21 protein-coding genes and 1 pseudogene are annotated in these 25,263 nt (G+C 60.9%); 2 read left to right on the forward strand and 20 right to left on the reverse strand.

The features are described 5' to 3' along the window. Positions 1 to 3: 3 nt before the first annotated feature. From tssJ to Q8O69_RS08445, 19 genes and pseudogenes are all read right to left on the reverse strand, one after another. Positions 4 to 486, reverse strand: a complete 483-nt coding sequence (tssJ, locus tag Q8O69_RS08360; RefSeq protein ID WP_305591192.1) for a type VI secretion system lipoprotein TssJ — start codon at positions 484 to 486, stop codon at positions 4 to 6. Between the two features lie 5 nt (positions 487 to 491). Beyond that, entirely contained in the window at positions 492 to 1,688 is a 1,197-nt protein-coding gene (gene tagH / locus Q8O69_RS08365; RefSeq protein WP_305591194.1) for a type VI secretion system-associated FHA domain protein TagH, read from the reverse strand. A 19-nt stretch (positions 1,689 to 1,707) separates the two neighbouring features. Next, positions 1,708 to 1,851: a type VI secretion protein gene (locus tag Q8O69_RS08370; protein ID WP_305591196.1), complete on the reverse strand. Its 144-nt coding sequence runs from the start codon at positions 1,849 to 1,851 to the stop codon at positions 1,708 to 1,710. Between the two features lie 44 nt (positions 1,852 to 1,895). After that, positions 1,896 to 2,858, reverse strand: coding sequence for a PoNe immunity protein domain-containing protein (locus Q8O69_RS08375; protein WP_305591197.1), 963 nt, complete (start codon positions 2,856 to 2,858; stop codon positions 1,896 to 1,898). Position 2,859: 1 nt separating this feature from the next. After that, a complete protein-coding gene (locus Q8O69_RS08380; protein WP_305591199.1) occupies positions 2,860 to 4,413 on the reverse strand; it encodes a hypothetical protein in 1,554 nt (517 codons plus the stop codon). Then, positions 4,410 to 6,689: a type VI secretion system tip protein VgrG gene (locus Q8O69_RS08385; protein ID WP_305591238.1), complete on the reverse strand. Its 2,280-nt coding sequence runs from the start codon at positions 6,687 to 6,689 to the stop codon at positions 4,410 to 4,412. Before Q8O69_RS08385 ends, Q8O69_RS08380 begins: the two co-directional genes overlap by 4 nt. Before the next feature lie 168 nt (positions 6,690 to 6,857). Further along, a pseudogene (locus Q8O69_RS22160) lies at positions 6,858 to 7,316 on the reverse strand (putative adhesin); the annotation flags it as partial. Between the two features lie 103 nt (positions 7,317 to 7,419). Next, entirely contained in the window at positions 7,420 to 8,931 is a 1,512-nt protein-coding gene (locus Q8O69_RS08390) for a sigma-54-dependent Fis family transcriptional regulator (protein ID WP_305591240.1), read from the reverse strand. Positions 8,932 to 8,941: 10 nt separating this feature from the next. After that, the gene (gene tssH, locus Q8O69_RS08395; protein WP_305591201.1) at positions 8,942 to 11,551 is read right to left on the reverse strand and encodes a type VI secretion system ATPase TssH; all 2,610 of its coding nucleotides are present in this window, start codon (positions 11,549 to 11,551) and stop codon (positions 8,942 to 8,944) included. A gap of 5 nt (positions 11,552 to 11,556) precedes the next feature. Beyond that, on the reverse strand, positions 11,557 to 12,564 hold the full coding sequence (tssG, locus tag Q8O69_RS08400) for a type VI secretion system baseplate subunit TssG (RefSeq protein WP_305591203.1): 1,008 nt from the start codon (positions 12,562 to 12,564) through the stop codon (positions 11,557 to 11,559). Next, positions 12,528 to 14,318: a type VI secretion system baseplate subunit TssF gene (gene tssF, locus Q8O69_RS08405; protein ID WP_305591205.1), complete on the reverse strand. Its 1,791-nt coding sequence runs from the start codon at positions 14,316 to 14,318 to the stop codon at positions 12,528 to 12,530. Before tssF ends, tssG begins: the two co-directional genes overlap by 37 nt. 30 nt (positions 14,319 to 14,348) lie before the next feature. Continuing rightward, positions 14,349 to 14,624 carry a PAAR domain-containing protein gene (locus Q8O69_RS08410; protein WP_305591207.1) on the reverse strand — a complete coding sequence of 92 codons (276 nt, stop codon included), beginning with the start codon at positions 14,622 to 14,624 and terminating at the stop codon, positions 14,349 to 14,351. 9 nt (positions 14,625 to 14,633) lie between these two features. After that, a complete protein-coding gene (gene tssE / locus Q8O69_RS08415) occupies positions 14,634 to 15,041 on the reverse strand; it encodes a type VI secretion system baseplate subunit TssE (RefSeq protein WP_305591209.1) in 408 nt (135 codons plus the stop codon). Positions 15,042 to 15,049: 8 nt separating this feature from the next. After that, the gene (gene tssC, locus Q8O69_RS08420) at positions 15,050 to 16,525 is read right to left on the reverse strand and encodes a type VI secretion system contractile sheath large subunit (protein ID WP_108489172.1); all 1,476 of its coding nucleotides are present in this window, start codon (positions 16,523 to 16,525) and stop codon (positions 15,050 to 15,052) included. A gap of 24 nt (positions 16,526 to 16,549) precedes the next feature. Further along, positions 16,550 to 17,056 (reverse strand): type VI secretion system contractile sheath small subunit, encoded by a 507-nt coding sequence (gene tssB / locus Q8O69_RS08425; protein WP_090379617.1) that lies wholly within the window; start codon positions 17,054 to 17,056, stop codon positions 16,550 to 16,552. 33 nt (positions 17,057 to 17,089) lie between these two features. Next, positions 17,090 to 18,652, reverse strand: a complete 1,563-nt coding sequence (gene tssA, locus Q8O69_RS08430) for a type VI secretion system protein TssA (RefSeq protein WP_305591212.1) — start codon at positions 18,650 to 18,652, stop codon at positions 17,090 to 17,092. Positions 18,653 to 19,120: 468 nt separating this feature from the next. Continuing rightward, positions 19,121 to 20,026 carry a D-hexose-6-phosphate mutarotase gene (locus tag Q8O69_RS08435; RefSeq protein ID WP_305591214.1) on the reverse strand — a complete coding sequence of 302 codons (906 nt, stop codon included), beginning with the start codon at positions 20,024 to 20,026 and terminating at the stop codon, positions 19,121 to 19,123. A 105-nt stretch (positions 20,027 to 20,131) separates the two neighbouring features. Beyond that, positions 20,132 to 21,508 (reverse strand): TRAP transporter large permease subunit, encoded by a 1,377-nt coding sequence (locus Q8O69_RS08440; protein ID WP_275960181.1) that lies wholly within the window; start codon positions 21,506 to 21,508, stop codon positions 20,132 to 20,134. Next, entirely contained in the window at positions 21,501 to 22,046 is a 546-nt protein-coding gene (locus Q8O69_RS08445) for a TRAP transporter small permease subunit (RefSeq protein ID WP_305591216.1), read from the reverse strand. The genes Q8O69_RS08440 and Q8O69_RS08445 overlap by 8 nt, the downstream gene beginning before the upstream one ends. A 196-nt stretch (positions 22,047 to 22,242) precedes the next feature. On the opposite strand from Q8O69_RS08445, the gene Q8O69_RS08450 reads away from it, so the two are divergent. After that, complete coding sequence (locus tag Q8O69_RS08450) at positions 22,243 to 23,343, forward strand: TRAP transporter substrate-binding protein (RefSeq protein ID WP_305591218.1); 1,101 nt, start codon at positions 22,243 to 22,245, stop codon at positions 23,341 to 23,343. Positions 23,344 to 23,544: 201 nt separating this feature from the next. Here the strand turns inward: Q8O69_RS08450 and Q8O69_RS08455 are convergent, their stop codons facing one another. Beyond that, positions 23,545 to 23,946: an acyl-CoA thioesterase gene (locus Q8O69_RS08455; RefSeq protein ID WP_160342913.1), complete on the reverse strand. Its 402-nt coding sequence runs from the start codon at positions 23,944 to 23,946 to the stop codon at positions 23,545 to 23,547. A 310-nt stretch (positions 23,947 to 24,256) separates the two neighbouring features. Between Q8O69_RS08455 and Q8O69_RS08460 the strand changes: the two genes are divergently transcribed. Further along, entirely contained in the window at positions 24,257 to 25,228 is a 972-nt protein-coding gene (locus Q8O69_RS08460) for a PstS family phosphate ABC transporter substrate-binding protein (RefSeq protein ID WP_305591220.1), read from the forward strand. The last annotated feature ends 35 nt before the right edge of the window (positions 25,229 to 25,263 follow it).

Here is a 25,263-nt window from a genome sequence, read left to right on the forward strand (position 1 = left end):
GGCTTATTCCTCTTCCTTGTTGGCGTCATCCTGGGCCTTGATGCCCAGGGCATCGAGGGTCAGCACGCTGCTGTTGCGTTCCTGCTCCTGCAACGGAATCACCACGCGCCAGTTGCTTTCCGGCAGGTCGCGGTAGGCCGCCAGCACGCCGACATAGCGGCTTCCCGGCTGTACCGACAGTTTCATTTCGCGTTGCTCGCCCGGGCGCAGTTCCAGCTCTTCGAGCACCACCATATCCGGCGAAAGGGCTTCTTTGGGGCGCTGATAGAGCGAGAAGAAATCAGCGGTTTCAAAGGCTACCGGGTGCTTCAGCTCGATCAGACGCAGAACGATCGGCGAAGGGCGGCCATTGAGGTCCGGGTTGAGCTCATCGCTGCCGTTGAGGGTCAGGTCGAGCTTGGTCATATCCGAATAAGGTGAAAGCGCCGCGCAGCCGCTCAGGCTGAGCAGGGCGGCCAACAGGGCCAGACAGGTGAAACGGTGCATGGAGATCATCCTTGAACGTCGTTGTTGAGGGTGGCGATCAGGCGAACCTGTTCTTCATAGGTGTTGGCAAAGTCGCGGGCGAACAGGCGGTCGCTCCAGTCGTCGTTCTGCTCCAGAGCGCTGTGCAGACGACGGTAGGCGCGCCAGCGGCTGCCGGCGGTGGCGATCAGCGGCTTGCGACCTTCGCGCTCGAACCGCAGGCTCAGCTGCTCCGGCGACAATTGCTCGAACATGCCCTTGACTGCCGCGCGGCTGGCGGCGAGCAGCGCCACCTGATGCGCTTGCAGGTCACGGAAGCTGCGGCTGATGGTCTGCTCGGCGCTCAGTTGCCCGGCCTTGCCGCCACGCAGCAGGGCGCTCAGCGCTTCGCTGCTGTCGGCGGTGTGCTTGAGCGGGTTATTGCCGGCGCTTTGCACGGTGGTCAGGGCCAGACGCAGCTCGTTCTTCAGCTCGCTGCGCGTGCGCAGGCTTTGCTGCAGGCTGCCGATGCTCTGCTTGAGCAGCTTGGCGCTGTGAATGGCCAGGGCTTCGCGGGCATCGTCATCGAGGTCATCCAACTTGACCCCGAGGGCCTCGCCGAATTTTTCCCAGAAGGTCGGCGGCAGGCGTACCGGTTCTGGCGCACGCTTGGGTTGCGGTTCAGGCGTTGGCATCACCAGCGCAGGCACCAGCAGGTTTTCTTCATCGATCTGCGCGTAATCGCGCTGCTGAGCCTGCACGTTATGCGGACGCAGAATCGCCGTCAGGTCATCGACCTCGGCGTATACGCGCTCCTGCTGGTCGATGGCGGTCAGCGGGTCGAGATCGAGAAAGGCATCGTCCGGGATGATGCTGCCGGCGGGCTGCGCACGGCCGATGTCGCCAGCGAACATTGCCGGGTCCTGAATCAGCCGCGCACGCAACTCGAAATCGCCGAAGCAATACACGCTGCCATGCTCGATACGCTGGGCCTCACCCTTACGCAGGCTGGCGCCGCTGTCTTTCAGCTGGATGCCATTGCTGCTGGTGTCGGTCAGGTAGAAGGAGCCATTGCGATAGCTCACCTCGGCATGCCGGCTGGACAGCACACGCTTGCGATCCGGAATCACCCAGTCGCATTCCTCCGCCCGACCAATAATGCCGCCGGCCTGCTTGAAGGTTTTGGTGGTCAATAGACCTGGCACGAACTGCTGTGCACTGACCACATCGAAGACCAGTTCCATGGTTGTTAACTCCTTGCGGTCAGTTGCCGCGTTTCACTGCTTGCGGTTCGCCGAGGGGGCGGTATTCGTCATCGTTGAACTTGTAATTGCCGCTGCAGGCGGAGAGGCATAGAGCCAGGGCGAGCAGGGCGAGCAGGGCGGTTGGGTAATAACGTTTCAGCATCAGTTGCTCTTCTCTTTTAAGTGCGAAAGGTGGGTAAGCAGATATCAGGCATGGTCTTCGCCGGACCAATACCAAAGCGTCGCGCCCCAGCGTGAACCGTCGAAAGCCGGCATGATTTCGCCTTGCTTGAAGACCCGTCGGGAATTGGCCTGAGCCGGGGTAAACCAGTAGCCCGCTTTGGGACATGGCTGCCCGGATTCGATGCGGCCGATCTGCGTAGAGTTAGGCGACGAACTGAAATTACGGGCGTAAGCGACCAAGTCTTTGGGGTAGACCATATGGTCGACTTCGCTGTCGTCGATGTCGTAAAGAAAGGCAATGGCAGCGGCTTCGAAGGCCCAGTAGCCGTAATAACTACCCTCGTCACCGTCGATATCTAGGTGGGTGTCATGCCAATTGGTTTGCTTGTCTTCAAAAGCGCTGTACCACTGATCGCAATAGAGCTTCAGTAATGCGGATGCCTCTTCTTTGGTGGGTGCATAAATAGCTCGGATTAGCGGCGTATAAAGATCGTGATACCACTCATCCAAGTCATTGCGACCAGGTAAAACTTTGCGTAGTAGATCTTCATACAGCGTGTCTTCACCGGCATAACCGGCGTTGTCTAACAAGGCGACAAAGCGCTGCAGCAAGTCGATTCGATGCAGCAGAATGCAGAGGCTTATAACTTGTACGCACTCTTCGTATTGTCCAGGCCAATCGTCGATCGCGAGGGGAGAGATATTGGTTACTTGCTCGTAGTCGGCGAGGGCACTCTGGTAGCGCTCGAAGTTGAGAATGACCTTTTCGAGCGGTTGGATAAGTGACTCTATTGGTTCTCCAGCGGTGTAGCGGATGATTAGCGCGCTTAACGCATCCTGCTTGTATTCGTAGGCTTTAAGCGATGCCTCCTGACCTGGAGCGTCTTCTTCCAGGTCTTTGTCGTGCCAGAACTCTTCTGATGAGTCATAAAGGGAGACAAGGCTCTTGTAGTAGCTTTCAGTTATGAAAGGTTGTCTTCTGTTCATATCAGGCCTCGATCTTCAGGGACGGCATGCTGCCGTACTTTCTGCTGAGTGAACTCTTACGTTTGTTCACCGCTTTCTTGACGTCCTGCTCGCTGTAGTGGAAAGCGGAATGCTCGCTATGATCGGCGTCAGTTCCACCAGCGAGTCGTACTTGGGCATGGTTCTTTGGGCTGCCAGACGGGTGGTATAGCGGAGCGAAGAACAAGTGCCTGCTGTAAGAGAGGATCACTTCTCGATATAGGTGAGCACCTACTTGTTTTCTCAGGCAGGCAGCGACCCACTCCTTGCTCATCTGCACTTGGACTGCCTTGGGGCTTGGTTCAGCGGTATTAGCGGAGCGCTTATTTGGAGCGTTATTTGCGCTCTTTCCGGATGATTTTCCACTGCTCCGTCCCCCTGGCCGCTTGCTTGGTGCGGACTCGGGGTTGTCTTGTGTAATGGGCTCCAGCAATTCACTTGGATCAGCCAGGCCTGAAACTCCTAACTTGGAGGTGATGCCTGGTTTGCGCGTATTGTTCAGCTTGCGCAGGAACTTTGGAGCGTCCTCATCCTTGCTCGCCTTTGCTTCGACAATGGCGAATTTCTTCCCACCGTTCGTAGCAGGATTGGCCCGCCAAACAGCATCGATACCTGTGCCGTTGGCGCCGTCGGTTAGTTTGTAAAGCACATGGGGCGATTTAGGGCTGCCGCCTTTAGAAAGCTTGCCCATCTTGCTGGCGCTGGGCTTGCCTTCCAGCCACTGGCCTTCGGCTCCCTTGTCGTGGCCATCCCAGTCTTTGCCCCAGCCGAATTCTTCGGCGCAAATGTAGTCGGCGATATGTTCGCCGCTGACGCCTAAACCTTCGTTGGTCAGGCTGGAGAGTGCTTGGGTGCCGAGGTTGGAATTATCGATTTTGTTGGAATGAGTTTGGCTCGCCCCGTCTTTGCCATCTGCGGCCACTTGCCCATCTTTGGCGGCGGGCTTTTGCCCTTGGCGTTGACCTCTTCCAGCCGATGCCGCCGCGCTATTGCGTTGTATACGTTTCCACTTGGTCAGGCGTTTTTCGACGATCCCGACAAGAGCAGGCATGCTGTCTCGTGAAGTAGAAAGCACCGTCAATACGGCGCTCTGCATCCATGCGGGCAGGCTTTTGAATGCAGATGAGCCTTTTACCCCAGTGATGATTTCGTCCAGTTCGGCACGCAGGGCGCCTGCGTTGAATACCTGTGCCAACAGCTCTTCCGGGCTGGTTTTGACGCCACATTCCTGCAGAACAAAGCGCAGCAGATCAAACAACACAGGTGCAAAGCGTTGAGGGTCCCGGTTGACAATACGCAGGCTTTTTTTCAGGCCGTCGCCCGGTCCTGGAATCCAACCGATGATGGCCAATAACAAGTCAAACTGGGCATCTTCTTTACCCTGAGCCGTCTTCTCGTTGTAGAGATGAATAGACGCCTCAACCGTGTCATAGGCATCAATGGCTTGGCCTAGAAAGGGTACGGCACCGAGCGCAATGCCTTTGGCCAGCTCGGTTAATGCTTCGTTGTATGCCGCCTGCTTTTCTCCAGTGCTCATGCCAGCCTCCCTGCTGCTTGCTCAACCAATTGCTGTAAATCAACTTGACTGGGGTCCAGTCCAAGCTTGCGCAAGTCGTCCTCAATGCTTGCATCGGTAACGTCGACTGCCTTGACCGACTTGCGCACGAATGGGCGCGGGTCTTCGCCGTACCACACCTTGGCCGGCCCAGGCGGTACATCTTCTAGCCGGGCGAAGCCGTCCGTGTCTAAAACGCCCTCACGAACAGAGCCATCTGCAAACTCGACGCGGTAAGCTGCACCGGGCACGGGCTCCAGGTTTTTGTAGTGCAGGTTCAACTCTAACCAAGTGGTGTTGGCATTGGCGCTATCAAGCAGATTGCCCGCTTTATCCGCATCCGCTGCCCCTGGAATAGTGGGCGGCAGGATAGCAAGGCCCGAGCCTTTGCCCGGGCCACCACCCGAATTGATCTTGATCGTCGCGCCGCTGAGCGTGACGCCGCCTGGGTCGAGTTTGAGGAAGCTGCCACCGCCCGATGCAGTGAGTTCCATGCCGGCGTCGATCACCACTTTGTTCCCGGCGTAGTAGTGGATTTCGTTGCCGGCTTCGACGAACTGGCCGACGCCGACTTTCACATGCTGTTTCTGCCCGACCGTGAGGTGGTCGTTGCTGTGGGTTTCCACTTTGCGGTCGGCGTGGGTGGTGCGGTGTTCTTCGGCTAGAAACTGGCTGTAACTGTTGGCTTCCACCGTGTCGTGGCGTTCGTTGCCGATGCGGATCTTCTGATCGTTTTCGATGTTTTCATCCCAGTCGCGCTGGGCGTGCAGGTAGATCTGTTCGACGCCTTTCTTGTCTTCGATGCGCAGCTCGTTGTAGCCACCACCGCCTGGACTGCTCAGGGTCTTGAACAGGCTGCGGGTCTTGTTCGCCGGCAGGGCGTAGGGCACGATGTGGGCGACGTGGTACAGGCAACCGGTGACCAGCGGCTGATCGGGATCACCTTCGAGGAAGGTCACCAGCACCTCCATGCCGATGCGCGGGATGGCGATAGCGCCGTAGCCATCGCCGGCCCAGCTGGAGGACACGCGCAGCCAGCAGCTGGTGGTGTCATCCGCCTGGCCTTCGCGGTCCCAGTGAAATTGCACTTTGACGCGGCCGTACTGGTCGCAGTGGATCTCTTCACCCGCCGGCCCGGTGACCACGGCGGTCTGGCTGCCGAGTACCTTGGGTTTCGGGTGCTTCAGCGCTGGGCGATGCAGCACATCCCAGGGCGTGGCGCTGAAGCGGTTGCGGTAACCCTGCTGGAAGCCGTCGCTGACCTGGGTGTGGCTGGTTACTGACTCTTCCAGCACTTGCGGCTGCTTGCCTTCATGGCTGATTTCCGTCAGCAGCCAGAGCTGGTTCCAGTCCCCGCGCGGGTGCTCGCTGAGGCTTAGGAAGTGGCCGCTGACCAGCAGCGGCTGATCGCTTTCACCGCTGGCCAGTTCGTAGTCACTGCGGTGGCGTTCAAGGTTGCGTTTGGCCAGGTGCTTGCCGCGTTCGCGCTCGACAAAACTACCGGGGTAATCGTAGTCCTCGAGGTCGGGCTGGAACTCGCTGTTGAAGGCCGCTTCCATCAGCAGTTTGGGCTTTTCGAAGTTGTAGTCGCGGCGGGTGACGCGGTTGCTGCGGGTTTCCAGGCGCAGGGCGAAGCGCTTGATTACTGGCTCGTCGGCAACCAAGCCGCTGTCCTGCTGGTACGCGGTGGGCGCCAGCTTGGGGAACACCGTCTGATCATCGCCGAAGACCAGCACATGGCCTTGTTCGCTGTGCTGGAAGTGGTAATGAATGCCTTCTTCCTCGCACAGGCGCTGAATAAAGTGCAGGTCACTTTCGTCGTACTGCACGCAGTATTCGCGGTCCGGATAGACGCTGGGGCCGAACTGGAATTTGTAGGCATTGCTCTGAATGCCGTGCTCTTCGAGCACCTGGCTGATGATTTTTTCCACGCTCAGGTGCTGGAAAATCCGCTGATTGATGCGATGCGCCAGGTACGCCAGCTGCGGGCGCAGGGTGATGTGGTAGCGGGTCATGCGCTTGCCGGAATCACCCTGGGCGACGCGGTAGACCAGGCCATGCACTCCTCCGCCGTCTTGGGTAAAGGCAAGAAATGCCGGTTGGTGCAGCAGGCTTTCCAGATCGAGATCGGGGCGCTCGCTGATCAGCGTCAACTCGAACACGAACGGCTGGCTGATGGCTTCACGGCCGGTAAATTCGAGCACCTGCAGATCGTGGCTGAGGCCATCAATCGCCAGGGTGAAGCGGTTAGGCGCCAGGCTTGTGGCAAGGTTGGCGGCGTTGCCAGTCAAGGCGCGAACGACTGCAGAGGCTGATACCGCACTGCTTCTGGAGTTGGAGGCGACCGCTGCAACCGATGTTGTCGGCGTCACGGCCGGAGCAATATGCGTTTCGGGCTTGGGGTGAAAGAGAAAATTACGGCAAAACACACAGTGGATCTCGTCGTACTGCAGGCCGTTCTTGCTCAATTCATTGAAAACATCGCTCAGGGCAATGGTGCTGTTCTGCAGTAGCAGAGTCGGGGTTTTGCGGTTGCGCACGGTGAGGATGTCGACCCCTTCGAGCTTGGCACCATAGGCAATGCTCGAGTACTGGTCGTCGCTGTATTTGGAAACCAAATAGTTGCGGGTGGTCGTACCCGGCCCCTTGCGCTCGTGCACCTCAACTTCGCCGCGCATCACATTGCCCAGCCCAGGGTCTTGCAGGGTCTTGCCATCCGGTCCATAGAACACCAGCGAGCTGTTAGCAGGCACGGACAGGTGCATGCCTGGCACATAGGCACCGTGGCTGGTGATGATCAATTTCTTGCTCGGTTGTCCTGGCGCTTTTTGGAACAGGTAGAAGTGTTCGCCAAGCGCAGTTGCATTCGCTGGAGTAGGTTTCACGCGAAGACTCCTACATGGCCACGTTGCGGCTGGACAAGCACAGCGCTGAGGGGATTGACGTAACTCTGATTGGCGACGTTGAACATGCTCTTCTCCTTAAGCCTTACACGTCAGCCGGGCTGATATTCAGCCGCTGCATGCGGTACAGCAGGGTGCGGCGCGGCAGGCCCAGCTCGCAGGCGGCGCTGGTCTGGTTGCCACGGTTCTTGCGCAGGCAGTCGAGCAGCAGGCTGCGTTCGACGCGCTCCATGCGTTCGCGCAGGTTCATGCCGGGGTCATCGTTGCTGCCGGCCTGGCGCAGGTCGAAGTGCTCCGGCAGCAGCTCGCCGCCTTCGCACAGCAGCACGGCGCGTTCGACCAGGCCTTTGAGCTCGCGCACGTTGCCGGGGAAGGGGTAGCGGGCCAGGTGATCGAGGGTGCTGTCGGCCCAGCGGCATTGATTGCGCTGCAGAAAGCTGCTGGCCTTGTCGGCGAAGTAGCGCGCCAGAGTGAGGATGTCCTGATCGCGCTCACGCAGGGCCGGCAGTTCGATGGGGAACTGCGCCAGGCGATAGAACAGGTCCTCGCGGAAACGGCCTTCCTCCACCAGGTTGCGCAGGTTGTGGTGAGTAGCGGCGACGATGCGCACGTCGACCTTGTGCGTAGCGGTGGAGCCCAGTGGGCGCACTTCGCCTTCCTGCAATACGCGCAGCAGTTTGGCTTGCAGGCTCAGCGGCATATCGCCGATTTCATCGAGAAACAGGGTGCCGCCATTGGCCGCATCGAACAGGCCCTGATGGTCGCGGTCAGCGCCGCTGAAGGCGCCTTTGCGGTAGCCGAACAGCTCGCTTTCCAGCAGGTTTTCCGGCAGCGAGGCGCAGTTCTGCACGACAAAGGCTTTGCTGCGGCGGAAACCACAATCGTGGATGGCGCGGGCCACCAGTTCCTTGCCGGTGCCGGTTTCGCCCGCCAGCAAAACGCTGACCGGGTTGTGCAGCACTTTGCTGATCAGCTGGTAAACGCTGCGCATCGCCGGGCTGTCGCCAATCAAGCCATAGCCGCTGGCGCAGGGCGTGCTGACCACGGCAACCGGCTGCTCGCTGCGCGGTGAACGCAGGCGTTGCAGCAGATGCAGTTGGGCGACAACAAAGCTGCCCAGATGGCCGAGCGAGTCGGCAAAGCCCTGCAGCTCACTCGAGCGCTGGCTGGCAATCAACAGCAGGCCGGTGACGCCTTTCTGCTCATCCAGTAGCGGTTGGCACAGCAGGCTGCGCCAAGGTTTTTGTGCCTCGGGGAGGAAGCCGGTCTGGTGCAGGCTGCTGTCCAGTTCATTGAGACTGAGCGTCTGGTTCTGGCACAGGCAGTACTGCAGCAGTTGTTCGCCGTCGTAGTCGCTGGACAGGCTGGCATCCGCGCGCGGCTGCAGCAGGCCGTCCTGCCATTCGGCGGATAGGGTCAGGCGGGTGTGGGTGTCGTCGAGTAGGTACAGCTGGCTCAATTCGCTGCCCGACAGCTGCGCGGCGCTTTCCACCAGGCCGCCGAGCAGGGCGTCGCTATTGGCCGCGCGCGCCAGCGTGGCGAAGCGTTGCAACAACGCTTCGGCATAGCGCAGTGGCTGCGGCACCTGGCTGAACATCAGCGACACATTAAGCGAACTCACAGACCACCGTCCCTTCGCCGTCCAGGGTGGCGTGCACGCGTTGCAGGCTTTCGCCGCTGGCCATGGCGTCGAGCAGGCGATCGACCACCAGCGGTTGCAGGTGCTGGTCGATCAGGTGATCGATCAGGCGCGCGCCGCTGTCGCTGTGGCTGCAACGTTCGGCGAGATTTTCCAGCAGCGCCGGGCAATGGCTGAACTGCAGCTGACGGCGCTGCAGGCGCTCGCCGAAACGCGCGAGCTTGAGGCCGACCAGCTCGTTGAGCACCTCGCCATTGATCGGGTAGTACGGCACCACGCGCATGCGACCGAGCAGTGCCGGCTTGAAATGCTGAGTCAGGGTCTGGCGAATCGCCTGCTCCAGGTCTTCTGCATCCGGGCGCTGGCCGCCCTGGCAGAGGCTGGCGATGCGCTCGCTGGCGAGGTTGCTGGTCATCAGGATCAGGCAGTTGCGGAAGTTGATCTCGCGGCCTTCACCGTCGTTGGCCACGCCCTTGTCGAAGATCTGATAGAAGACGTTCATCACGTCTGGATCGGCTTTTTCCACTTCATCGAGCAGCACCACCGAATAGGGCTTCTGCCGCACGGCTTCGGTGAGCATGCCGCCTTCGCCATAGCCGACGTAGCCGGGCGGTGCGCCGATCAGCCGGGAAACGGTGTGCTTCTCCTGGAACTCGGACATGTTGATGGTGGTGAGGAAGCGCTCACCGCCATACAGCAGATCCGCCAGGGCCAGTGCGGTTTCGGTTTTACCGACGCCGCTGGGGCCGACCAGCAGGAATACGCCGACCGGCGCATCGGCGCGGTTGAGGCCAGCGGCGGTGGCGCGCATCGAGCGGTCCAGCGCAGCGATGGCTTGCTCCTGGCCGCGTACTCGCTGGCGAAGGTCGCTGGCGAAGGTCAGCACCTTGCTGTTGTGCTCGCGGGCCAGCTGGCTCAGCGGCACGCCGGTCCAGTGGCTGATCACTTCGGCTACTAGGCGTGGGCAGACTTCAAAACTGACCAGGCGTTCATTCACCTGAGCGCTGGCCAGCTCGGCTTGCACGGCGCGCAGTTCGCCTTCCAGTTGCTCCAGCTGTACGGCCTGGCCGTCACTGTTCTCGGCTTCGGTAGGGTTTTGGCGCAGGCTGGCGCACTGCTTGCGCAATTCCAGCAGGCGTTCGGCCAGCTCGCGCTGCACCGCCCAACGGGTTTCGATCTGCTCCAGTTCGGCGCGGGCCTGGCTCAGGCGTGCTTCGAGTTGTTCGAGGATTTCGCTGTCGATTTTCAGGCCGGCTTCCATATCGCGGCCCATGGCCTCGCTCTGCCGTTCACCTTCGGCGATTTCGCCGCGCAGACGCTCCAGTGCTTCCGGGGCGGCGGCCAGGCTGATGCGTACACGGGCGCAGGCGGTGTCGAGTACATCGACGGCTTTGTCCGGTAGCTGACGGCCAGCCAGGTAGCGCGCAGAGAGTTCGGCGGCAGCGACCACGGCGTCATCACGCAGGTAGATACCGTGGCTTTTCTCGTAAACAGGCGCCAGGCCACGCAGGATGGTCACGGCTTCATCGACGGTCGGCTCATGCAGCTGTACCGGCTGGAAGCGACGGGCCAGGGCTGGGTCCTTCTCGAAGTACTTCTTGTATTCGCTCCAGGTGGTGGCGGCGATGGTGCGCAGCTCACCACGCGCCAAGGCGGGCTTGAGCAGGTTGGCCGCGTCGCCACTGCCAGCCTGGCCACCGGCACCGATCAGGGTATGGGCTTCATCGATAAACAGGATGATCGGCTTGGGCGAACCCTTCACTTCATCAATCACGCCCTGCAGGCGGCGTTCGAATTCACCTTTGACACTGGCGCCGGCTTGCAGCAGGCCGAGGTCCAGGCATAGCAGTTCGACACCCTTGAGTGCGGCCGGCACTTCACCGGCGGCGATGCGCAGGGCCAGGCCTTCGACGATGGCGGTTTTGCCGACACCGGCTTCGCCGACCACGATTGGGTTGCTTTTACGCCGGCGGGCGAGGATGTCGATCATCTGGCGGATCGCGCCATCGCGGCACAGCACCGGGTCGAGCTTGCCGTCACGGGCTTGCTGGGTGAAGTTGTGGGTGAAGCGCGAGAGGTTCGATTCGCCACCGGCTGCAGGTTTGCCAGCGGCGGTTTGCGGCTGCTGGGCCATGGCGAATTCGCGCAGGCGCTCGGCATTCAGCTTGGCCAGCAGTGGTTGATAGTGGCTGCCGGCGTAGCGCATCGGATTGCGCAGCAGGGCGAGGATCAGCGCGGCTTCATCGACCTGGCTCTGGCCGAGCTCCAGGCTGGCAACCAGCAGGGCGTCCTGCAGCCATTGCACCAGTTCGGTGGCAAACACCGGGTTGCGCGATTCGCTGTGTTCGCCACGCGGTTGCAGCGCGCGGGTCAGCTCGCCGGCGTCCACTTCGGCATCTTGCAAGGCGCGGGGCAGCAAGCCTTCAGGACGCTCAAGCAGGCCGAGCAACAGGTCTTCCACCAGAATCTTGCTGCCACCGCGAACTACGCAACGCTCGGCGGCGCATTCCAGGTCATATTTGCTGGCAGCGTCGAGGGCTTGAACCAGTTGCTGTAAATCGACGTTGATCATTTCCATCTTCCTTAATGAGCTTTGCTGCCGAGGGTGACCACGCCGTCGGCGTTTTCACGCCCCAGCCAAGTGGTCCAGCCGAGCAGGCAGGGGTTGTCCGCGCCGAGGCGCAATTCGCGTATTTCGTCCTGGCGCAGTTCCAGGCGGATGTCGTAATCCAGCGGGTCGCGCAGGGTGAAGCGCACCAGCGCGCAGAGCGGTTGGTAGCCGCTGCCGATGGGCAGAAATTCATGGAAGCGATCCCAGTTCAGCTGGCGTACATGGATGCGGAACTTGCCACCGCGGTCACGCACGAACTCACCGAGCACCAGGCTTTCACCCAGCTGGCTGTTGGCCAGGCCGAGGCGGTTGCGCTGCTCGCCGAGGATTTCCACCTGGCGCTCCAGGCACTGTTCGATATGCAGGTCGGCGTGCTTGAAGTAGTAGCGCAGCACCGACTCGATCAGCGCAGCCGAGTGGGCGCGCAGGCTGAGCAGGCCGAGGTAGGGCAGCAGGCGCTTCCAGTTCAGCTCGGAGGCGCTGCGAATGGTTTCGCCGCCCAGGCCGATCAGGGCAAACAGGTGCGCGGAGAATGGGTCGACCGCGCCGCTCTGGAAGCGTGTGTGGTAGCGGTATTTCTGCCAGGTCGGCAGCAACAGACGCTGCAGGCGGTTGTTGAACAGGTCGAGGAAGTCGCGGGTCGGGTTGCCATCTTCGCTGTCGCCCAGCGCCTGCTCGCCATAGAACGCTGGCAGTGGCGAGCCGGCACCAAACAGGCTGACCAGGTTGATGCGCAAGCGGGCGCGCAGTTCGCCGTGCTCTTCGAAGAATTGCACGCGATCAATATCGCTACCGGGGAACCCCATGCTCGGGTTGGCCTGCAGTTCCAGTCGCTGATACAGCGCCTCCTCATCCAGTTCAGGATGGGCAGCGTGCAAGCGTTCCAGCACCAGCTGCACACCCTGAAACAGGCTGTACTCGCGGATGCCCCGGCTAAGCCGGTTTAGAGCAGGGGCTGTAGCCCCATGCGCGGCGTCCATTGGTACACCTCTCCCTGTGTGCTCTGTACGCGCAGCTCGTGGTACGAGTTCAAGCTGGCATACAGGGCGAAAAATTCATTGAGTACGGTGGCGAAGAGGAACAGGTCACCCTCGCCCACATAACCCTCGGGGTTGATCGTCAATTGCGTGCGTACGCCGCGTACCGGCAGGCCGCGGTGCAGGCGGTCGACGTGCTGGTGGCTGATGCTTTTCAGGCCGTCGAGCAGGCGCTTGCTGACCTTCTCAGCGTGCTGGTCGTAGTAGCGCGGCAGGTCGTAGGTTTCGAGGATCACCTTGAGCGCGTCGACGTTGGCCAGCGACAGGTAGTTCAGCGACATATTGCTGATCAGCTTCCAGAGAAAGTCGCGGTGCAGCGGCGGCGCATAGCTCGGCGTGACCGCGCTGATATTGCGGAAGGTGAGGAAGTCCGGGGTGTCCTCGCAGGGCATGCAGATATCGCCGAGGCCCAGCTGACGTGGCAGGTTCTGGTTGGTGCAGGTCAGCTCGATCGACAGCGTTTCGTGCTGATCGAGGTTGCGCAGGCCGAAGCTCAGGTAGGTTTCCAGACCGTCGCCGAGCAGCGAAGGTTGCTGGCGCACGCTGTAGTGCGGGCGCGCCAGGGGCACATCGAAGCTGGCGTCGTGCTCGAAGGATTCGAACGGCACGTACTCTTCATAGCCCTTGCCGCCGGGCTTCCAGCCGGTGACGCGATCCACCGAGAACACCCCGCAATGCTCGGAGTCGAGCTCTGAGGGCAGCAGCAGGTACTGATCCTGCTTGCCGTCCAGACGAATCGGGATGGCGTCATGGGCGAATAGGTTGACCACCGGCGTGCAGTACAGGCGCACGTTATCCAGGGTCGGGCGGATACGTTGCACGCCGGCCTTGTGGATATCGAAACGCAGCTCGATGCCGCGCGCCTGCTTGAGCACGTCTTCGGGCACGCGCTTGAGCACATCCAGGCCGAGCAGGTCGACAAACAGGAACTTGTCCTGGAAGGCGAAATATTCCTGCAGGTAGCGGTAGCCACGGAAGGTGTTCAGCGGGTAGGGAATCAGCGCCTGATCTTCGGCAAAACCCACCGGCTGAACGTTGCTGGCCGGCAGCTGCAGTGGCAGCAATGGGCGATCATCCGCGCCCTGTAAGGGCTTGCCGGCCGCATTCAGCAACACCAGCTGCACACCGCCGAGGTGGCGCAGCAGGCTTAGGTACAGCAGCTGACTGATATAGCGCTCACCGGACAGGTGCAGACGCAACTGCTTGAGGTCGAGATCACCCAGATGGCCATCGGCACTCATCGCCAGGCGCAGGCTGAGCAGCGCACCATCACCCTTGACCGAGTAATCCAGGCCATTCAGGGCCAGTGGCAGCACTTCGGTGGCAAAGGCGGTGCGGAAGCGGCAGGTCACGCCCTGGATCGGCTTGGATTCCACCGGCGTATGGCGTGGCACCAGCAAGGCACCGCCAGGGCGTTTAAGCGGGTCGAACTGCAACATGCTGAACGCCGGCAGCGGGCGCATATAGTTCGGCCACAGCAAGTGCATCAGCGAATGGGTCAGCTCCGGCAGCTCGTCATCAAGCTTCTGCCGCAGGCGCCCAGTCAGAAAGGCGAAGCCTTCCAGCAGCCGCTCGACATCCGGGTCGCGCCCGCTCTGCCCAAGAAACGGCGCCAACGCCGGGCTGCGCTCGGCAAAGCGCTTGCCGAGTTGGCGCAGGGCGGTGAGTTCGCTCTGGTAGTAGTGGTTAAAAGACATTCAGCAGTTCGTCCTTGTGGCTGTGTCGGCTTAGCCGCCAATCAGCACGGTGCCGGAACCGGCGATCACCGGATTGCCATGGCTACCCACGGTGCCGAGCACGGTGGCGGGCTTGTTGTTGATCAGCACGGTGGGGATGACCGCGCTGGCCAGCGTGCTGCCGCAGCCAGTGGGGTCGCCCATGCGCGCGGCCGGCAGGCTGTCGAACAGCACGTCGGGGGAGCCGGCGACAATCGGATTGGGGCCGTGGCCGGGGATCGGGCAGGCGGTTGGGTCGCTGACGCGGGCTGCGGGTTTACCGGACATGGGCTCTCCTTAATTGACCTTGACCTGTCCGCTGCCGTCCAGGCGCGCGGAGAAACTGACTTGGCGTTTAAGGCCGTCCACTTCCAGCAGGCCTTCGATGGCAAAGGCCAGGCTCAGTGGGTTGTTATCGCGGGGCAGGGAAATCACCCGCACGTCGCTTAAACGCGGTTCGTACGCTTCGATAAAGCGTTCGATGGCGATACGCGCCTGCTGCAGCGAATCGTGCAGCGACAGGCGCATATCGTTGAGATCGGGCAACCCGTAGTCGGGCAGCGTTTGCACGCTGCCCGCCCGGGTGCTGAGCATTTTCGCCAGGTGGGTAGCCACCGACGCCATGGCGGCGACCTCGCGGCTCCAGCCAGCGCGCTGGCTGGCTTCACCGCCGAGGCGTTCGAATAGGCTTCCGTAACCTGACATAAGGATGCTTATTCCTTGTCCAGCTTGCCGACGAGCGACAGGGTGAAATCGGCACCCATGTACTTGAAGTGCGGGCGCACGTTGAGGCTGACGCGGTACCAGCCCGGCTCACCATCTACATCACTGACGATCACCTGAGCGGCGCGCAGCGGACGACGGCTACGTACTTCGGAGCTCGGGTTTTCCTGATCGGCAACGAACTGGCGAATCCACTTGTTGAGTTCCAGTTCCAGGTCGGTGCGCTCTTTCCAGGCGCCAATCTGCTCGCGCTGCAGCACTTTCAGGTAGTGGGCCAGACGGTTGATGATGAACATGTACGGCAGCTGGGTGCCGAGCTTGTAGTTCAGTTCAGCGGTCTTGCCTTCTTCGCTGATGCCGAAGAACTTTGGCTTCTGCGCCGAGTTGGCGGAGAAGAACGCGGCGTTGTCGCTGCCTTTGCGCATGGTCAGGGCGATAAAGCCTTCTTCGGCCAGTTCGTATTCACGACGGTCGGAGACCAGCACTTCGGTCGGGATCTTGGTTTCGATCTCGCCCATGCTTTCGAAGTGGTGCAGCGGCAGGTCTTCTACCGCGCCACCGCTCTGCGGGCCGATGATGTTCGGGCACCAGCGGAACTTGGCGAAGCTGTCGGTTAGCTTGGAAGCAAAGGTGTAGGCAGTGTTGCCCCACAGGTAGTGCTCGTGGCTGTTGGCGACGTTCTCTTTGTAGACGAAGGTCTTCACCGGGTTGTCTTCTGGGTCGTACGGGTTGCGCAGGAGGAAGCGCGGTACGGTCAGGCCGACGTAGCGAGCATCTTCCTGCTCGCGGAAGCTCTGCCATTTGGCGAACTGCGGGCCTTCGAAGTGATCTTTCAGATCCTTCAGGTCCGGCAGGCCGGTGAAGCTTTCCAGGCCGAAGAATTTCGGACCGGCAGCGGCGATAAACGGTGCGTGGGACATGCTGGCGACGCTGGCAACGTATTGCAGGGTCTTGACGTCCGGAGCGCTCGGGTCGAAGAAGTAGTTGGCGATCAGTGCGCCGACCGGCTGGCCACCGAACTGGCCGTATTCGGCGGTGTAGATGTGCTTGTACAGGCCGGACTGGGTGATTTCCGGGCTGTCTTCGAAGTCATCAAGCAGATCTTGCTTGGAGGCGTTGATGATCTCCAGCTTGATGTTTTCGCGGAAATTGGTGCGATCCACCAGCAGCTTGAGGCCACGCCAGGAGGATTCCAGCGCCTGGAATTCAGCGTTGTGGAGGATTTCGTCCATCTGCCGGCTGAGCTTGGCGTCGATCTCCGCGATCATGCGGTCGACCATGGCCTTTTTCACGGGCTCATTTTCGTTCTGCGGCTTCAGCAACTCTTCGATAAAGGCCGACACGCCACGCTTGGCGATGTCATAGGCTTCGTCGTCCGGAGTCAGTTTGGTCTCGGCAATGATGCGGTCGAGGATGCCGAGGTCGGCGGCGCTGCGACCGCTTTCTACTGCTGCACTAGTGCTCATGAATTAGCTTCCTTGTTAATTGAATCAGGAGTCCAGCTTGCCTTGGGCAGCCAGGCCGAGTTCGCCGAGTACGCGGTCACGCGAGTCGTCGTCAGCCAGCACGCTTTCGATTGCCTTGCGGAAGGCCGGGGCGTTGCCCAGTGGACCTTTCAGAGCAACCAGGGCGTCGCGCAGTTCCATTAGTTTTTTCAGCTCAGGGACCTGATCGACCACATTGGCCGGGTTGAAGTCCTTCATCGAGTTGATGCGCAGCTGCACCGCCATGTCGTCGCCTTCGGCGTCGTCTTGCAGGCGATTAGGCACGGCGAAGGTCAGGTTGAGTTCCTGCTTGGCCAGCACTTCGTCGAAGCTGTTTTTGTCGATGCTGATCGGCTTGCGGTCTTCGATCTTGCGATCGTCGGCGCGTTGGGTGAAGTCACCCAGAACCATCAGTTTCAGTGGCAGTTCGATCTCTTCCTGAGCACCGCCGGTGGCGGGTTTGAAAGTGACGTTGATGCGTTCCTTGGGGGCTACCGAGCCTTCTTTGGCCATGGTCATTCTCCGTTACGGTTATGGCCCGAGGGCCTAGTCCAGTACCACTTCAAGATCGAGGTGGCACAACCTGCGGTAGATCTCTTCCTTGCTTTCACGTACCGCGTGGTTCTGCGGCAACAGCTCACAACAGCTGTGCAGCATGCGCAGTACGTCCAGGGCGAGATCGGGTTCCCAGTCGCCGAGGCCGGTGGCCTGTAGCGTCTGGTCGAGCGATTCGAGTTGGGTTTTGGCCAGTTCGTATTTCTTTGCGCTGTAGCACAGGCGCGCCAGGGTCAGCTGCCAGAAGAAGCGTTCGCGGCCACCGCGCGCCTTGGCCAGGCCGAGCTTGAGTTGCTGCACGGCGGATTTCAGGCCGTCCTTGCGCAGCTTGGGCAGGGTTTCCTGCAGGGCGATATCCCAGGCCGGTAGTGCGTTGCCGTCGTTGGCTACGGGGGCGTTGTCGCTGACCGGGGCCTGCACATGCGGCATCACGTGGGAGCTGAGCCAGGCGCGGGTCTGTGCATCGGCGAAGGCGCTGCCGTCGTGGAAGCGCAGTTCTTCCAGGCCGCTCATGCGCTGCATAAACAGTGCGAGCTGGATTTCCACTTCACGCATCGCCTGCTCGGCGTCCAGCTCGTGCAGGCACTGCCAGACCAGATGCTGGCCGTCGAGCCAGAACGGCGCGCGGGCGATGCTGGCTTCCAGGTCGACCAGCAGATCGGCGTATTGGCCGTTTTGGTAGCGCTCCTGATAGCTGGCCAGCTTGTCCGCCGGCAGACCGCGCAGCGCGGTTATCTGTTCGGCATTGCGTTCCGGCAGGCTGTCGATGGGTAGCCAGAGCAGGGTGCGCGCCAGGCGCAGGGCGCGCAGGTCGCTGGCTTTCTGCTTGAGCCAATAAGCGCAGAGCGGACGGGCCTGGTCTTGCAGGCTACGCAGGCTCTTGTGCGCTTCCTTTTCGCTTTCCACCGGCGCGCCGGGGGTGAGCATCTGGCTGGCAGCCTGCTTGACCTGAGCAATCGCCGCACCGACCGAGCCGGGCTCTGGCTGACCCTGGCTGGCGCGCTTGACCAGCTCATCCAGGCGACGGCACAGCGGCAGCAGCAGTGGCGCATCTTCACCCAGATGTTCGGCCAGGCAGGCTTCCAGGGCGCGCAGTTGTTCGGCCAGACTGCGGAACAGCGCCAGTTGCTCGCCAATTGGTACGTGCTCGGCCAGCGCCTGCTCCAGGCGTGGAATCAGCCAGCTGATGGCGGCGGCGCGGGTGCGCGGTTTGCGGGGGTGCAGTTCGACCCAGTGATTGAGGCACAGGTAGTGCAGCAGGCTGAAACCGGCTTGCAGGCCGGGGAAGGATTCGCGTTGGTAAAGCCCCCAGATCAGCCAGGCGGCGACGCGCAAATCCTTGGAGTGGCCGCTAAGCAGTATCTCGCTGTTTTCGCGGACTTTTTGCCAGTCAATCGCCGCCGTTTCGTGCAGCGCCGTGGCCTTGCCCAGCTCATTTTCGAGAACTTCGTATTCGCTGGAATAACGCACGTCATTACCGGCAAAGTTCCCTTCATTAATAGGAAGTTTGGCCAGCTCTAAATAATGAGCCGTGAGTTTGTTTGAATAGGTCATTCCATGACTCGATTATCGCTGCGGGTAACTTCGAAGAAGCAGGTGGTGCTTCTGAATACCATCTTGCCGCGCTGTGGGTGCGCAAGGAGTTGCGCACTTAAATGTGCAACAAGTTGCGCACGTCCTAGTGAGGTGGGCATCCTAGCCCCATGAAGAGTGTCGGACAACCGTTGAAAGTGTGAAATATGTAACAGTGAGCGATATTCGACGATTAATAACTGGAACGATAGTTCCTAAAAATTGTGAGTATTTCGTCACAATAAGACGGGTCTGAAAAGTTATGTAGGGATATGGCTCTATATATGTAAGTAATTGCTTACTGGCAAATTAGTGGCACGTCACAAAAGTTGTCTGGTTGCTGCAAGTTAGTGTGATGCAGTGCAGGTTTTGCCGGATTGGTCTGTGACGGCTGCGCTGAGGCCGAGCCCGAACGGGCTCGGCGCGGGGAAGGGGTGAGCCGTTGGTCGGTTAAGCGCTGCTGGGTTCAGCCCAGAGGCTCACATCGAGCTGGTGCTGCTCGCCCACCGCCAGCACGCGGATGTCGTCCAGCACATTGGCGTGTTCGATACAGAGCATGCCGGGCCAGGCGTCGGCGGCGAATTGTGAGAGGCGTTGCGCCTTGTCGGTCCAGGGGTTCCACAGCACGGCCGAATTCGAGCCACTGCTGTGCAGCTGGATGCGCCGCCGCCAGGCACGGTCGAGGATGCTCAGCTGCGCCGGGGTATCGAGGTAGATACGGTCGGTCTCGCCGCTGAACTGCAGCAGGCCGTCCTGCTGGCGTTGCTGCCAGTCTTCCAGGGTTTCGATATAGCGGCAGCCGTGCAGGCCTTCGACCGCGACGTTGCGGACATCGCTGACGGCAAAATAGCTGTGCAGCGCTTGGCTGATCGCCAGCGGCGTGTCGCCCAGGTTGCGGCTGCTCAGCTGGATATGCAGACGCTCATCCAGGCGAATGGAGAAGCGCAGTTCGGCGGCGTGGGGCCAGTCGGCCAGTGGCTGGGTGGCGCTGTTGTAGACAAATTCCAGGTGGATGCCGTCATCGCGGCTATCGATGCCTTGCAGCTGCCAGTCGAGGTTGCGCACCAGACCGTGGGCAGGCGCAGTTTCTGGCTGTAGATGCATGGCCTGCACTGCCGGCGGGTTGCGTTGCAGGCTGCCGAACCAGGGCCAGCACACCGGCACGCCGCCGCGCACGCCCTGGCCGCGCTTGTAGGCCGCTTGCTCGCTGAGCCAGATCAGCGGCGGTTGATCATCCGTCTGGTAGCTGAGGATTTGCGCGCCTTGCTGGCTGATCAGTAGTTCATAGGCGCCATAGCGCGCGCGCCAGCAGGTCAGCTCGTCCAGTTCAAGGCGTTCAACATGGGATCTGGCCATCGGCGTACTCGTAGAAGGAAGAATAAAGAAGGCTATTGGAGCCCAGCTTGCGCGCAGAAAGCAAAACGCCCGTCAGTGACGGGCGTTTTTTGGCTGGAGTCAGGCTTACTTGCCGTAGACCTGTTCCGGCAGCCAGGTGATCAGCCCCGGGAACTGGTAGGCAATCACCAGCAGCAGGATCTGGATCATGATAAACGGCAGCACACCCTTATAGATGGTGCTGGTGGGCACCGATGCCGGGGTGACGCCGCGCAGGTAGAACAGCGCAAAGCCAAACGGCGGCGTGAGGAAGGAGGTCTGCAGGTTCAGCGCGATCATCACGCCGAGCCACACTGGGTCCAATCCCATGGCCAGCAATACCGGGCCGACAATCGGCACCACCACGAAGGTGATCTCGATAAAGTCGAGGATAAAGCCGAGCAGGAAGATCACCACCATCACCAGGAAGAACGCACCAAGCACGCCGCCGGGCAACTGGGCAAAGATGTCCTCGATCATCGCTTCGCCGCCGAAGCCGCGGAACACCAGGGAGAACAGCGAGGCGCCGATCAGGATGAGGAACACCATGGCGCTGATTTCGGTGGTGCCGTAGGCCACTTGGCGCAGTTGGCCGAAGTTCAGCTTGCCCTTGTAGAAGGCCAGCAGCATCGCGCCGAGGGCGCCGAGTGCAGCGGCTTCGGTCGGGGTGGCGTAGCCGGCGAGGATCGAGCCGAGTACCGCGCCGATCAACAGCAGCGGCGGTACCAGGGCGTTGATCAGCTTGCCCCACTCGATCGGGCCCAGCTCTTCCTGCGGCAGGGCCGGCAGCTTCTTCGGTTGCAGGATCGCCACGCCGATGATGTAGAGGATATACATGCCCACCAGCATCAAGCCGGGGATCAGCGCACCGACGAACAGGTCACCGACCGAGACGGTCTTCGGCGAGAAGATGCCCATCTTCAGCTGCGCCTGTTGGTAGGCGCTGGACATCACGTCGCCCAGCAGCACCAGCACGATGGACGGCGGGATGATCTGCCCCAAGGTGCCGGTGGCGGCCAGGGTGCCGGTGGCAATCGCCGGGTCATAGCCACGGCGCAGCATGGTTGGCAGGGCCAGCAGGCCCATGGTCACCACGGTGGCGCCGACGATCCCGGTGGATGCCGCCAGCAGCGCGCCGACCACACACACGGAAATCGCCAGGCCGCCGCGCAGGGTGCCGAACAGCCGTGACATGGATTCGAGCAGGTCTTCAGCGACCCGCGACTTTTCCAGCATCACGCCCATGAACACGAACAGCGGCACCGCCAGCATGGTCTGGTTGTTCATGATGCCGAACAGGCGGTTGGGCAGGGCGCTCAGGTAGCCGCCATCGAAGGTGCCGGTGAGGATGCCAATGCCGGCAAACAGCAGCGACACACCGCCCAGGGTAAAGGCCACCGGGTAGCCGGCCATCAGAGCCGCGCAGATGCTGATAAACAGCAGAATCGCCATCAACTCAGCCATGGTTCACCTCCACGGCTGGCATGCGGCCGGTGAGGATATTGGCGAATTTGATCAAGTCGGAGATTCCTTGTAATACCAGGCTGACTACCAGCACCAGGATGATGCTCTTCTGCAGGTAGACGAATTTCAGCCCGCCGGACTCGCTGGAACCTTCCAGGGTCGACCAGGAATTACTCACGTAATCCCAGCTGGCCCAACCGAGGAACAGGCACACCGGCAGCAGAAATAGCAGGGTGCCGAGGCTGTCGACCAGGGCTTTACGTTTGGCGCTGAACTTCTGGTAGAAGATGTCGACGCGCACATGGCCGTTGCATTGCAACACCCAGGCGGCGGCGCCCATGAATACCAGTGCGTGGGCGTACAGCACAGCTTCCTGCAGGGCGGTAGCGCCGATGCCGAAACCGTAACGCAGGACCACCACGATGGCGGTGCCAAGCACCAGAAACAGGGTCAGCCAGGCGCAGGCCTTGCCGAAATGGGCGTTGAATGAATCGATCAGACGGGCAAGGCTGAGCAGCAGAGGAGGTTTATCGGACATTATGAGTCCTTATGGTTATGGGCTTTGTGGGCAGGCAGGCCGGCGATTCTAGGCAGGCCTGTACGCGTGCGGCAATGGCACTACAACTTTAGTCGTATCCGCTAGGCTTGAGAGTCACTTACCCCTATGTTACTCAGGCGCGGTGGGTCCGCAGTGATCCTGTGGTCAGACCACTACAACAATAAAGGAGCTTTGCATGAAACGTCGTCAAATTCTCGCAGCAGCAGGCGTAGGCCTTGCAGCCACGGCACTGGCCGGTTGCAAACAAGAAGCTGAAACCGCTGGTAAGCCCCAAGAAGGCGCGAGCAGCCAAACCTTCAACTGGAAAATGGTCACCTCCTGGCCGAAGAACTTCCCCGGCGTAGGCGTCGGTGCCGAGCGCTTCGCCAAGCTGGTTGAAGAAATGAGTAACGGCCGCTTGAAGGTCAAGGTCTACGCCGCTGGCGAGCTGGTGCCGGCGCTGGAAGTATTCGATGCAGTGAGCCGTGGCACCGCCGAAATGGGCCACGGTGCGCCTTACTACTGGAAGGGCAAAGTACCGGCCGCGCAGTTCTTCTGCGCCCTGCCATTTGGCCCCAATGCCCAGGAAATGAATGCCTGGCTGCACAAAGGCGGCGGCATGCAGCTGTGGGAAGAAACCTACAAACCGTTCGGCGTACTGCCGATTGCCTGTGGTGCGACCGGCGTGCAAACCGCGGGTTGGTTCAACAAGGAAATCAACGGCGTGGCCGACTTCCAGGGCCTGAAGATGCGTACCCCAGGTCTGGGCGGCGAAGTGCTGACCAAGATGGGCGGCACCGTGGTCAACATGCCGGCCGGTGAGATCTTCACCGCGCTGCAGACCGGCGCCATCGACGCCACCGAGTGGATCGGTCCATACAACGACCAGGCCCTGGGCCTGCATAAAGCCGCCAAGTACTACTACACCCCGGGCTGGCAAGAGCCGAACGTCACCTTCGAACTGGATATCAACATCAAGGCCTGGGAAACCCTGCCGGCTGATCTGCAGGCCATCGTCCGTGCCGCCGCTCGTGATGTGAACGGCGACATGCTCGACGATTACAACGCGAAGAACATGGAAGCCCTGGAGCAGCTCAAAGGCGAAGGCGTGGAAGTGCGCCGTCTGCCAGACGAAGTGCTGGCCAAGCTCAAGGAAGTGGCCGCCGAAGTGGTCGACGCCAGCGCCGCCGCCGATCCGGTAGCGAGCAAGGTGTGGGCGCAGCAGAAGGCTTATCTGCAGCGTCTGTACGAATACGCCGAGCTGAACGAGAAGGATATCTACAACATCCGCGGCTAATCTAGAACCTGTCTCGGATCTGCTGCGCGTCGGCGATACTGCGTTAAAAACAGCCTCGGAATGCTCATTTACAACCAGTAAACTCCGCTTCCTCGGCTGTTTTTGCCTTGTCTCGCTCTAGCTCGCGAGATCAGAAACAGGTTCTTAGCGCACAGCAAAACGCCGGCTCTTGAGCCGGCGTTTTCGTTTCACCATCCGCTATCAGCGCCGCGCAGGCACCGGTCGAGTGCGGCCGCTGCCGTCGATGGCGACGAAGACGAAGACTGCTTCGGTGACCTTGCGCCATTCGCTGGACAGCGGGTCATCGCTCCATACCTCGACCAGCATCTGGATCGAGCTGCGGCCCACTTCCACGGTTTGCGTATAGAAGGAAAGTTGCGCGCCAACCGCCACCGGCACCAGAAAGGCCATGCGGTCGATGGCCACGGTGGCCACGCGGCCGCCCGCCACCTTGCTGGCCATGGCGGTGCCCGCCAGGTCCATCTGCGATACCAGCCAGCCGCCGTAGATATCGCCAAAACCGTTGGTTTCACGCGGCAGTGCGGTGATCTGCAAAGCCAGGTCGCCTTGCGGAATGGGGTCTTCCTGTTCGAAATCGTGCATCGGATAGGCTCGCGGCGCGGTTGTTTTTATTGGCGCGGTGCGGGGCTTGGCGGTGGCGGCGAGTTAGGCTCTGCGGCTATCGCGGGTCGGCCCAGCAGGCCCGCGGGAGTGCGGGCGCAGCGAGTATAGCGACTCGGCAGTCGCAGGGCGACCATGGCACTTGGCCGCCTGGACTTTGTAGTCATTTCATCGACTGCGGCAAAACATCGGCAGCGTTCATCTAACTGTCACATTGCTTACATACAGTCGTCATGCGGCCTACAGATACTTGGCCCCGTTCAATCCAACACTAGTCTGCTAGGAGTAAGGCATGAAACTTAAGCGTTTGATGGCGGCCATGACTTTTGTCGCCGCTGGCGTGGCTACCGCCACTGCGGTTGCTGCTGTCGACCCGGCTCTGCCGAGCTACACCAAGACCTCCGGCGTATCGGGCAACCTGTCCAGCGTCGGTTCCGACTCTCTGGCCAACCTGATGACTCTGTGGGCTGAAGAGTTCAAAAAGGAATACCCGAACGTCAACATCCAGATTCAGGCCGCCGGCTCGAGCACCGCGCCACCCGCGCTGACTGAAGGCACCGCCAGCATGGGCCCGATGAGCCGTGCGATGAAGGATGCCGAGATCCAGGCGTTCGAAGAGAAATACGGCTACAAGCCGACTGCCGTGCCGGTGGCCATCGACGCCCTGGCGGTATTCGTGCACAAAGACAACCCGATCAAATCCCTGGACATGGCTCAGGTTGACGCGATCTTCTCCAGCACCCGTCTGTGCGGTGGCGCTACCGATATCAAAACCTGGGGTGACCTGGGCATGACCGGCGAGTGGGCGGCCAAGCCGATCCAGTTGTTCGGTCGTAACTCGGTATCCGGCACCTACGGTTACTTCAAAGAAGAAGCCCTGTGCAAAGGTGACTTCAAGGCCAACGTCAACGAGCAGCCGGGTTCGGCTTCTGTGGTGCAGTCGATCTCCAGCACCATCAACGCCATCGGTTACTCGGGCATCGGCTACAAGACTTCCAGCGTGAAGACTGTGCCTCTGTCGAAGAAAGGCGGCGAAGCCTTTGACGCCAACGAAGAAAACGCCCTGGCTGGCAAGTTCCCGCTGGCTCGCTTCTTCTACGTTTACGTCAACAAGGCGCCGAACAAGCCGCTGAGCCCGCTGGACGCCGAGTTCGTCAAGCTGGTGCTGTCCAAGCAAGGTCAGGAAGTGGTCGTGAAAGACGGCTACATCCCGCTGCCAAGCAAAGTGGCTGCGAAAACCCTGAAGGAGCTGGGCCTGGAGTAATCCCGGTACAGGCAAGGACGCCAAAAAATGGTCGG

The sequence above is a fragment of the Pseudomonas sp. genome (assembly GCF_030690725.1).
In the GTDB taxonomy this organism is placed as follows: Bacteria; Pseudomonadota; Gammaproteobacteria; order Pseudomonadales; family Pseudomonadaceae; genus Aquipseudomonas.

Excerpts from the sequence above, each read along its gene's own strand:
- tssJ (WP_305591192.1), bottom strand. The coding sequence starts at position 486 with ATGCACCGTTTCACCTGTCTGGCCCTGTTGGCCGCCCTGCTCAGCCTG.
- tagH (WP_305591194.1), bottom strand. The coding sequence starts at position 1,688 with ATGGAACTGGTCTTCGATGTGGTCAGTGCACAGCAGTTCGTGCCAGGT.
- Q8O69_RS08370 (WP_305591196.1), bottom strand. The coding sequence starts at position 1,851 with ATGCTGAAACGTTATTACCCAACCGCCCTGCTCGCCCTGCTCGCCCTG.
- Q8O69_RS08375 (WP_305591197.1), bottom strand. The coding sequence starts at position 2,858 with ATGAACAGAAGACAACCTTTCATAACTGAAAGCTACTACAAGAGCCTT.
- Q8O69_RS08380 (WP_305591199.1), bottom strand. The coding sequence starts at position 4,413 with ATGAGCACTGGAGAAAAGCAGGCGGCATACAACGAAGCATTAACCGAG.
- Q8O69_RS08390 (WP_305591240.1), bottom strand. The coding sequence starts at position 8,931 with ATGTTCAGCCAGGTGCCGCAGCCACTGCGCTATGCCGAAGCGTTGTTG.
- tssH (WP_305591201.1), bottom strand. The coding sequence starts at position 11,551 with ATGGAAATGATCAACGTCGATTTACAGCAACTGGTTCAAGCCCTCGAC.
- tssG (WP_305591203.1), bottom strand. The coding sequence starts at position 12,564 with ATGGACGCCGCGCATGGGGCTACAGCCCCTGCTCTAAACCGGCTTAGC.
- tssF (WP_305591205.1), bottom strand. The coding sequence starts at position 14,318 with ATGTCTTTTAACCACTACTACCAGAGCGAACTCACCGCCCTGCGCCAA.
- Q8O69_RS08410 (WP_305591207.1), bottom strand. The coding sequence starts at position 14,624 with ATGTCCGGTAAACCCGCAGCCCGCGTCAGCGACCCAACCGCCTGCCCG.
- tssE (WP_305591209.1), bottom strand. The coding sequence starts at position 15,041 with ATGTCAGGTTACGGAAGCCTATTCGAACGCCTCGGCGGTGAAGCCAGC.
- tssC (WP_108489172.1), bottom strand. The coding sequence starts at position 16,525 with ATGAGCACTAGTGCAGCAGTAGAAAGCGGTCGCAGCGCCGCCGACCTC.
- tssB (WP_090379617.1), bottom strand. The coding sequence starts at position 17,056 with ATGGCCAAAGAAGGCTCGGTAGCCCCCAAGGAACGCATCAACGTCACT.
- tssA (WP_305591212.1), bottom strand. The coding sequence starts at position 18,652 with ATGACCTATTCAAACAAACTCACGGCTCATTATTTAGAGCTGGCCAAA.
- Q8O69_RS08435 (WP_305591214.1), bottom strand. The coding sequence starts at position 20,026 with ATGGCCAGATCCCATGTTGAACGCCTTGAACTGGACGAGCTGACCTGC.
- Q8O69_RS08440 (WP_275960181.1), bottom strand. The coding sequence starts at position 21,508 with ATGGCTGAGTTGATGGCGATTCTGCTGTTTATCAGCATCTGCGCGGCT.
- Q8O69_RS08445 (WP_305591216.1), bottom strand. The coding sequence starts at position 22,046 with ATGTCCGATAAACCTCCTCTGCTGCTCAGCCTTGCCCGTCTGATCGAT.
- Q8O69_RS08450 (WP_305591218.1), top strand. The coding sequence starts at position 22,243 with ATGAAACGTCGTCAAATTCTCGCAGCAGCAGGCGTAGGCCTTGCAGCC.
- Q8O69_RS08455 (WP_160342913.1), bottom strand. The coding sequence starts at position 23,946 with ATGCACGATTTCGAACAGGAAGACCCCATTCCGCAAGGCGACCTGGCT.
- Q8O69_RS08460 (WP_305591220.1), top strand. The coding sequence starts at position 24,257 with ATGAAACTTAAGCGTTTGATGGCGGCCATGACTTTTGTCGCCGCTGGC.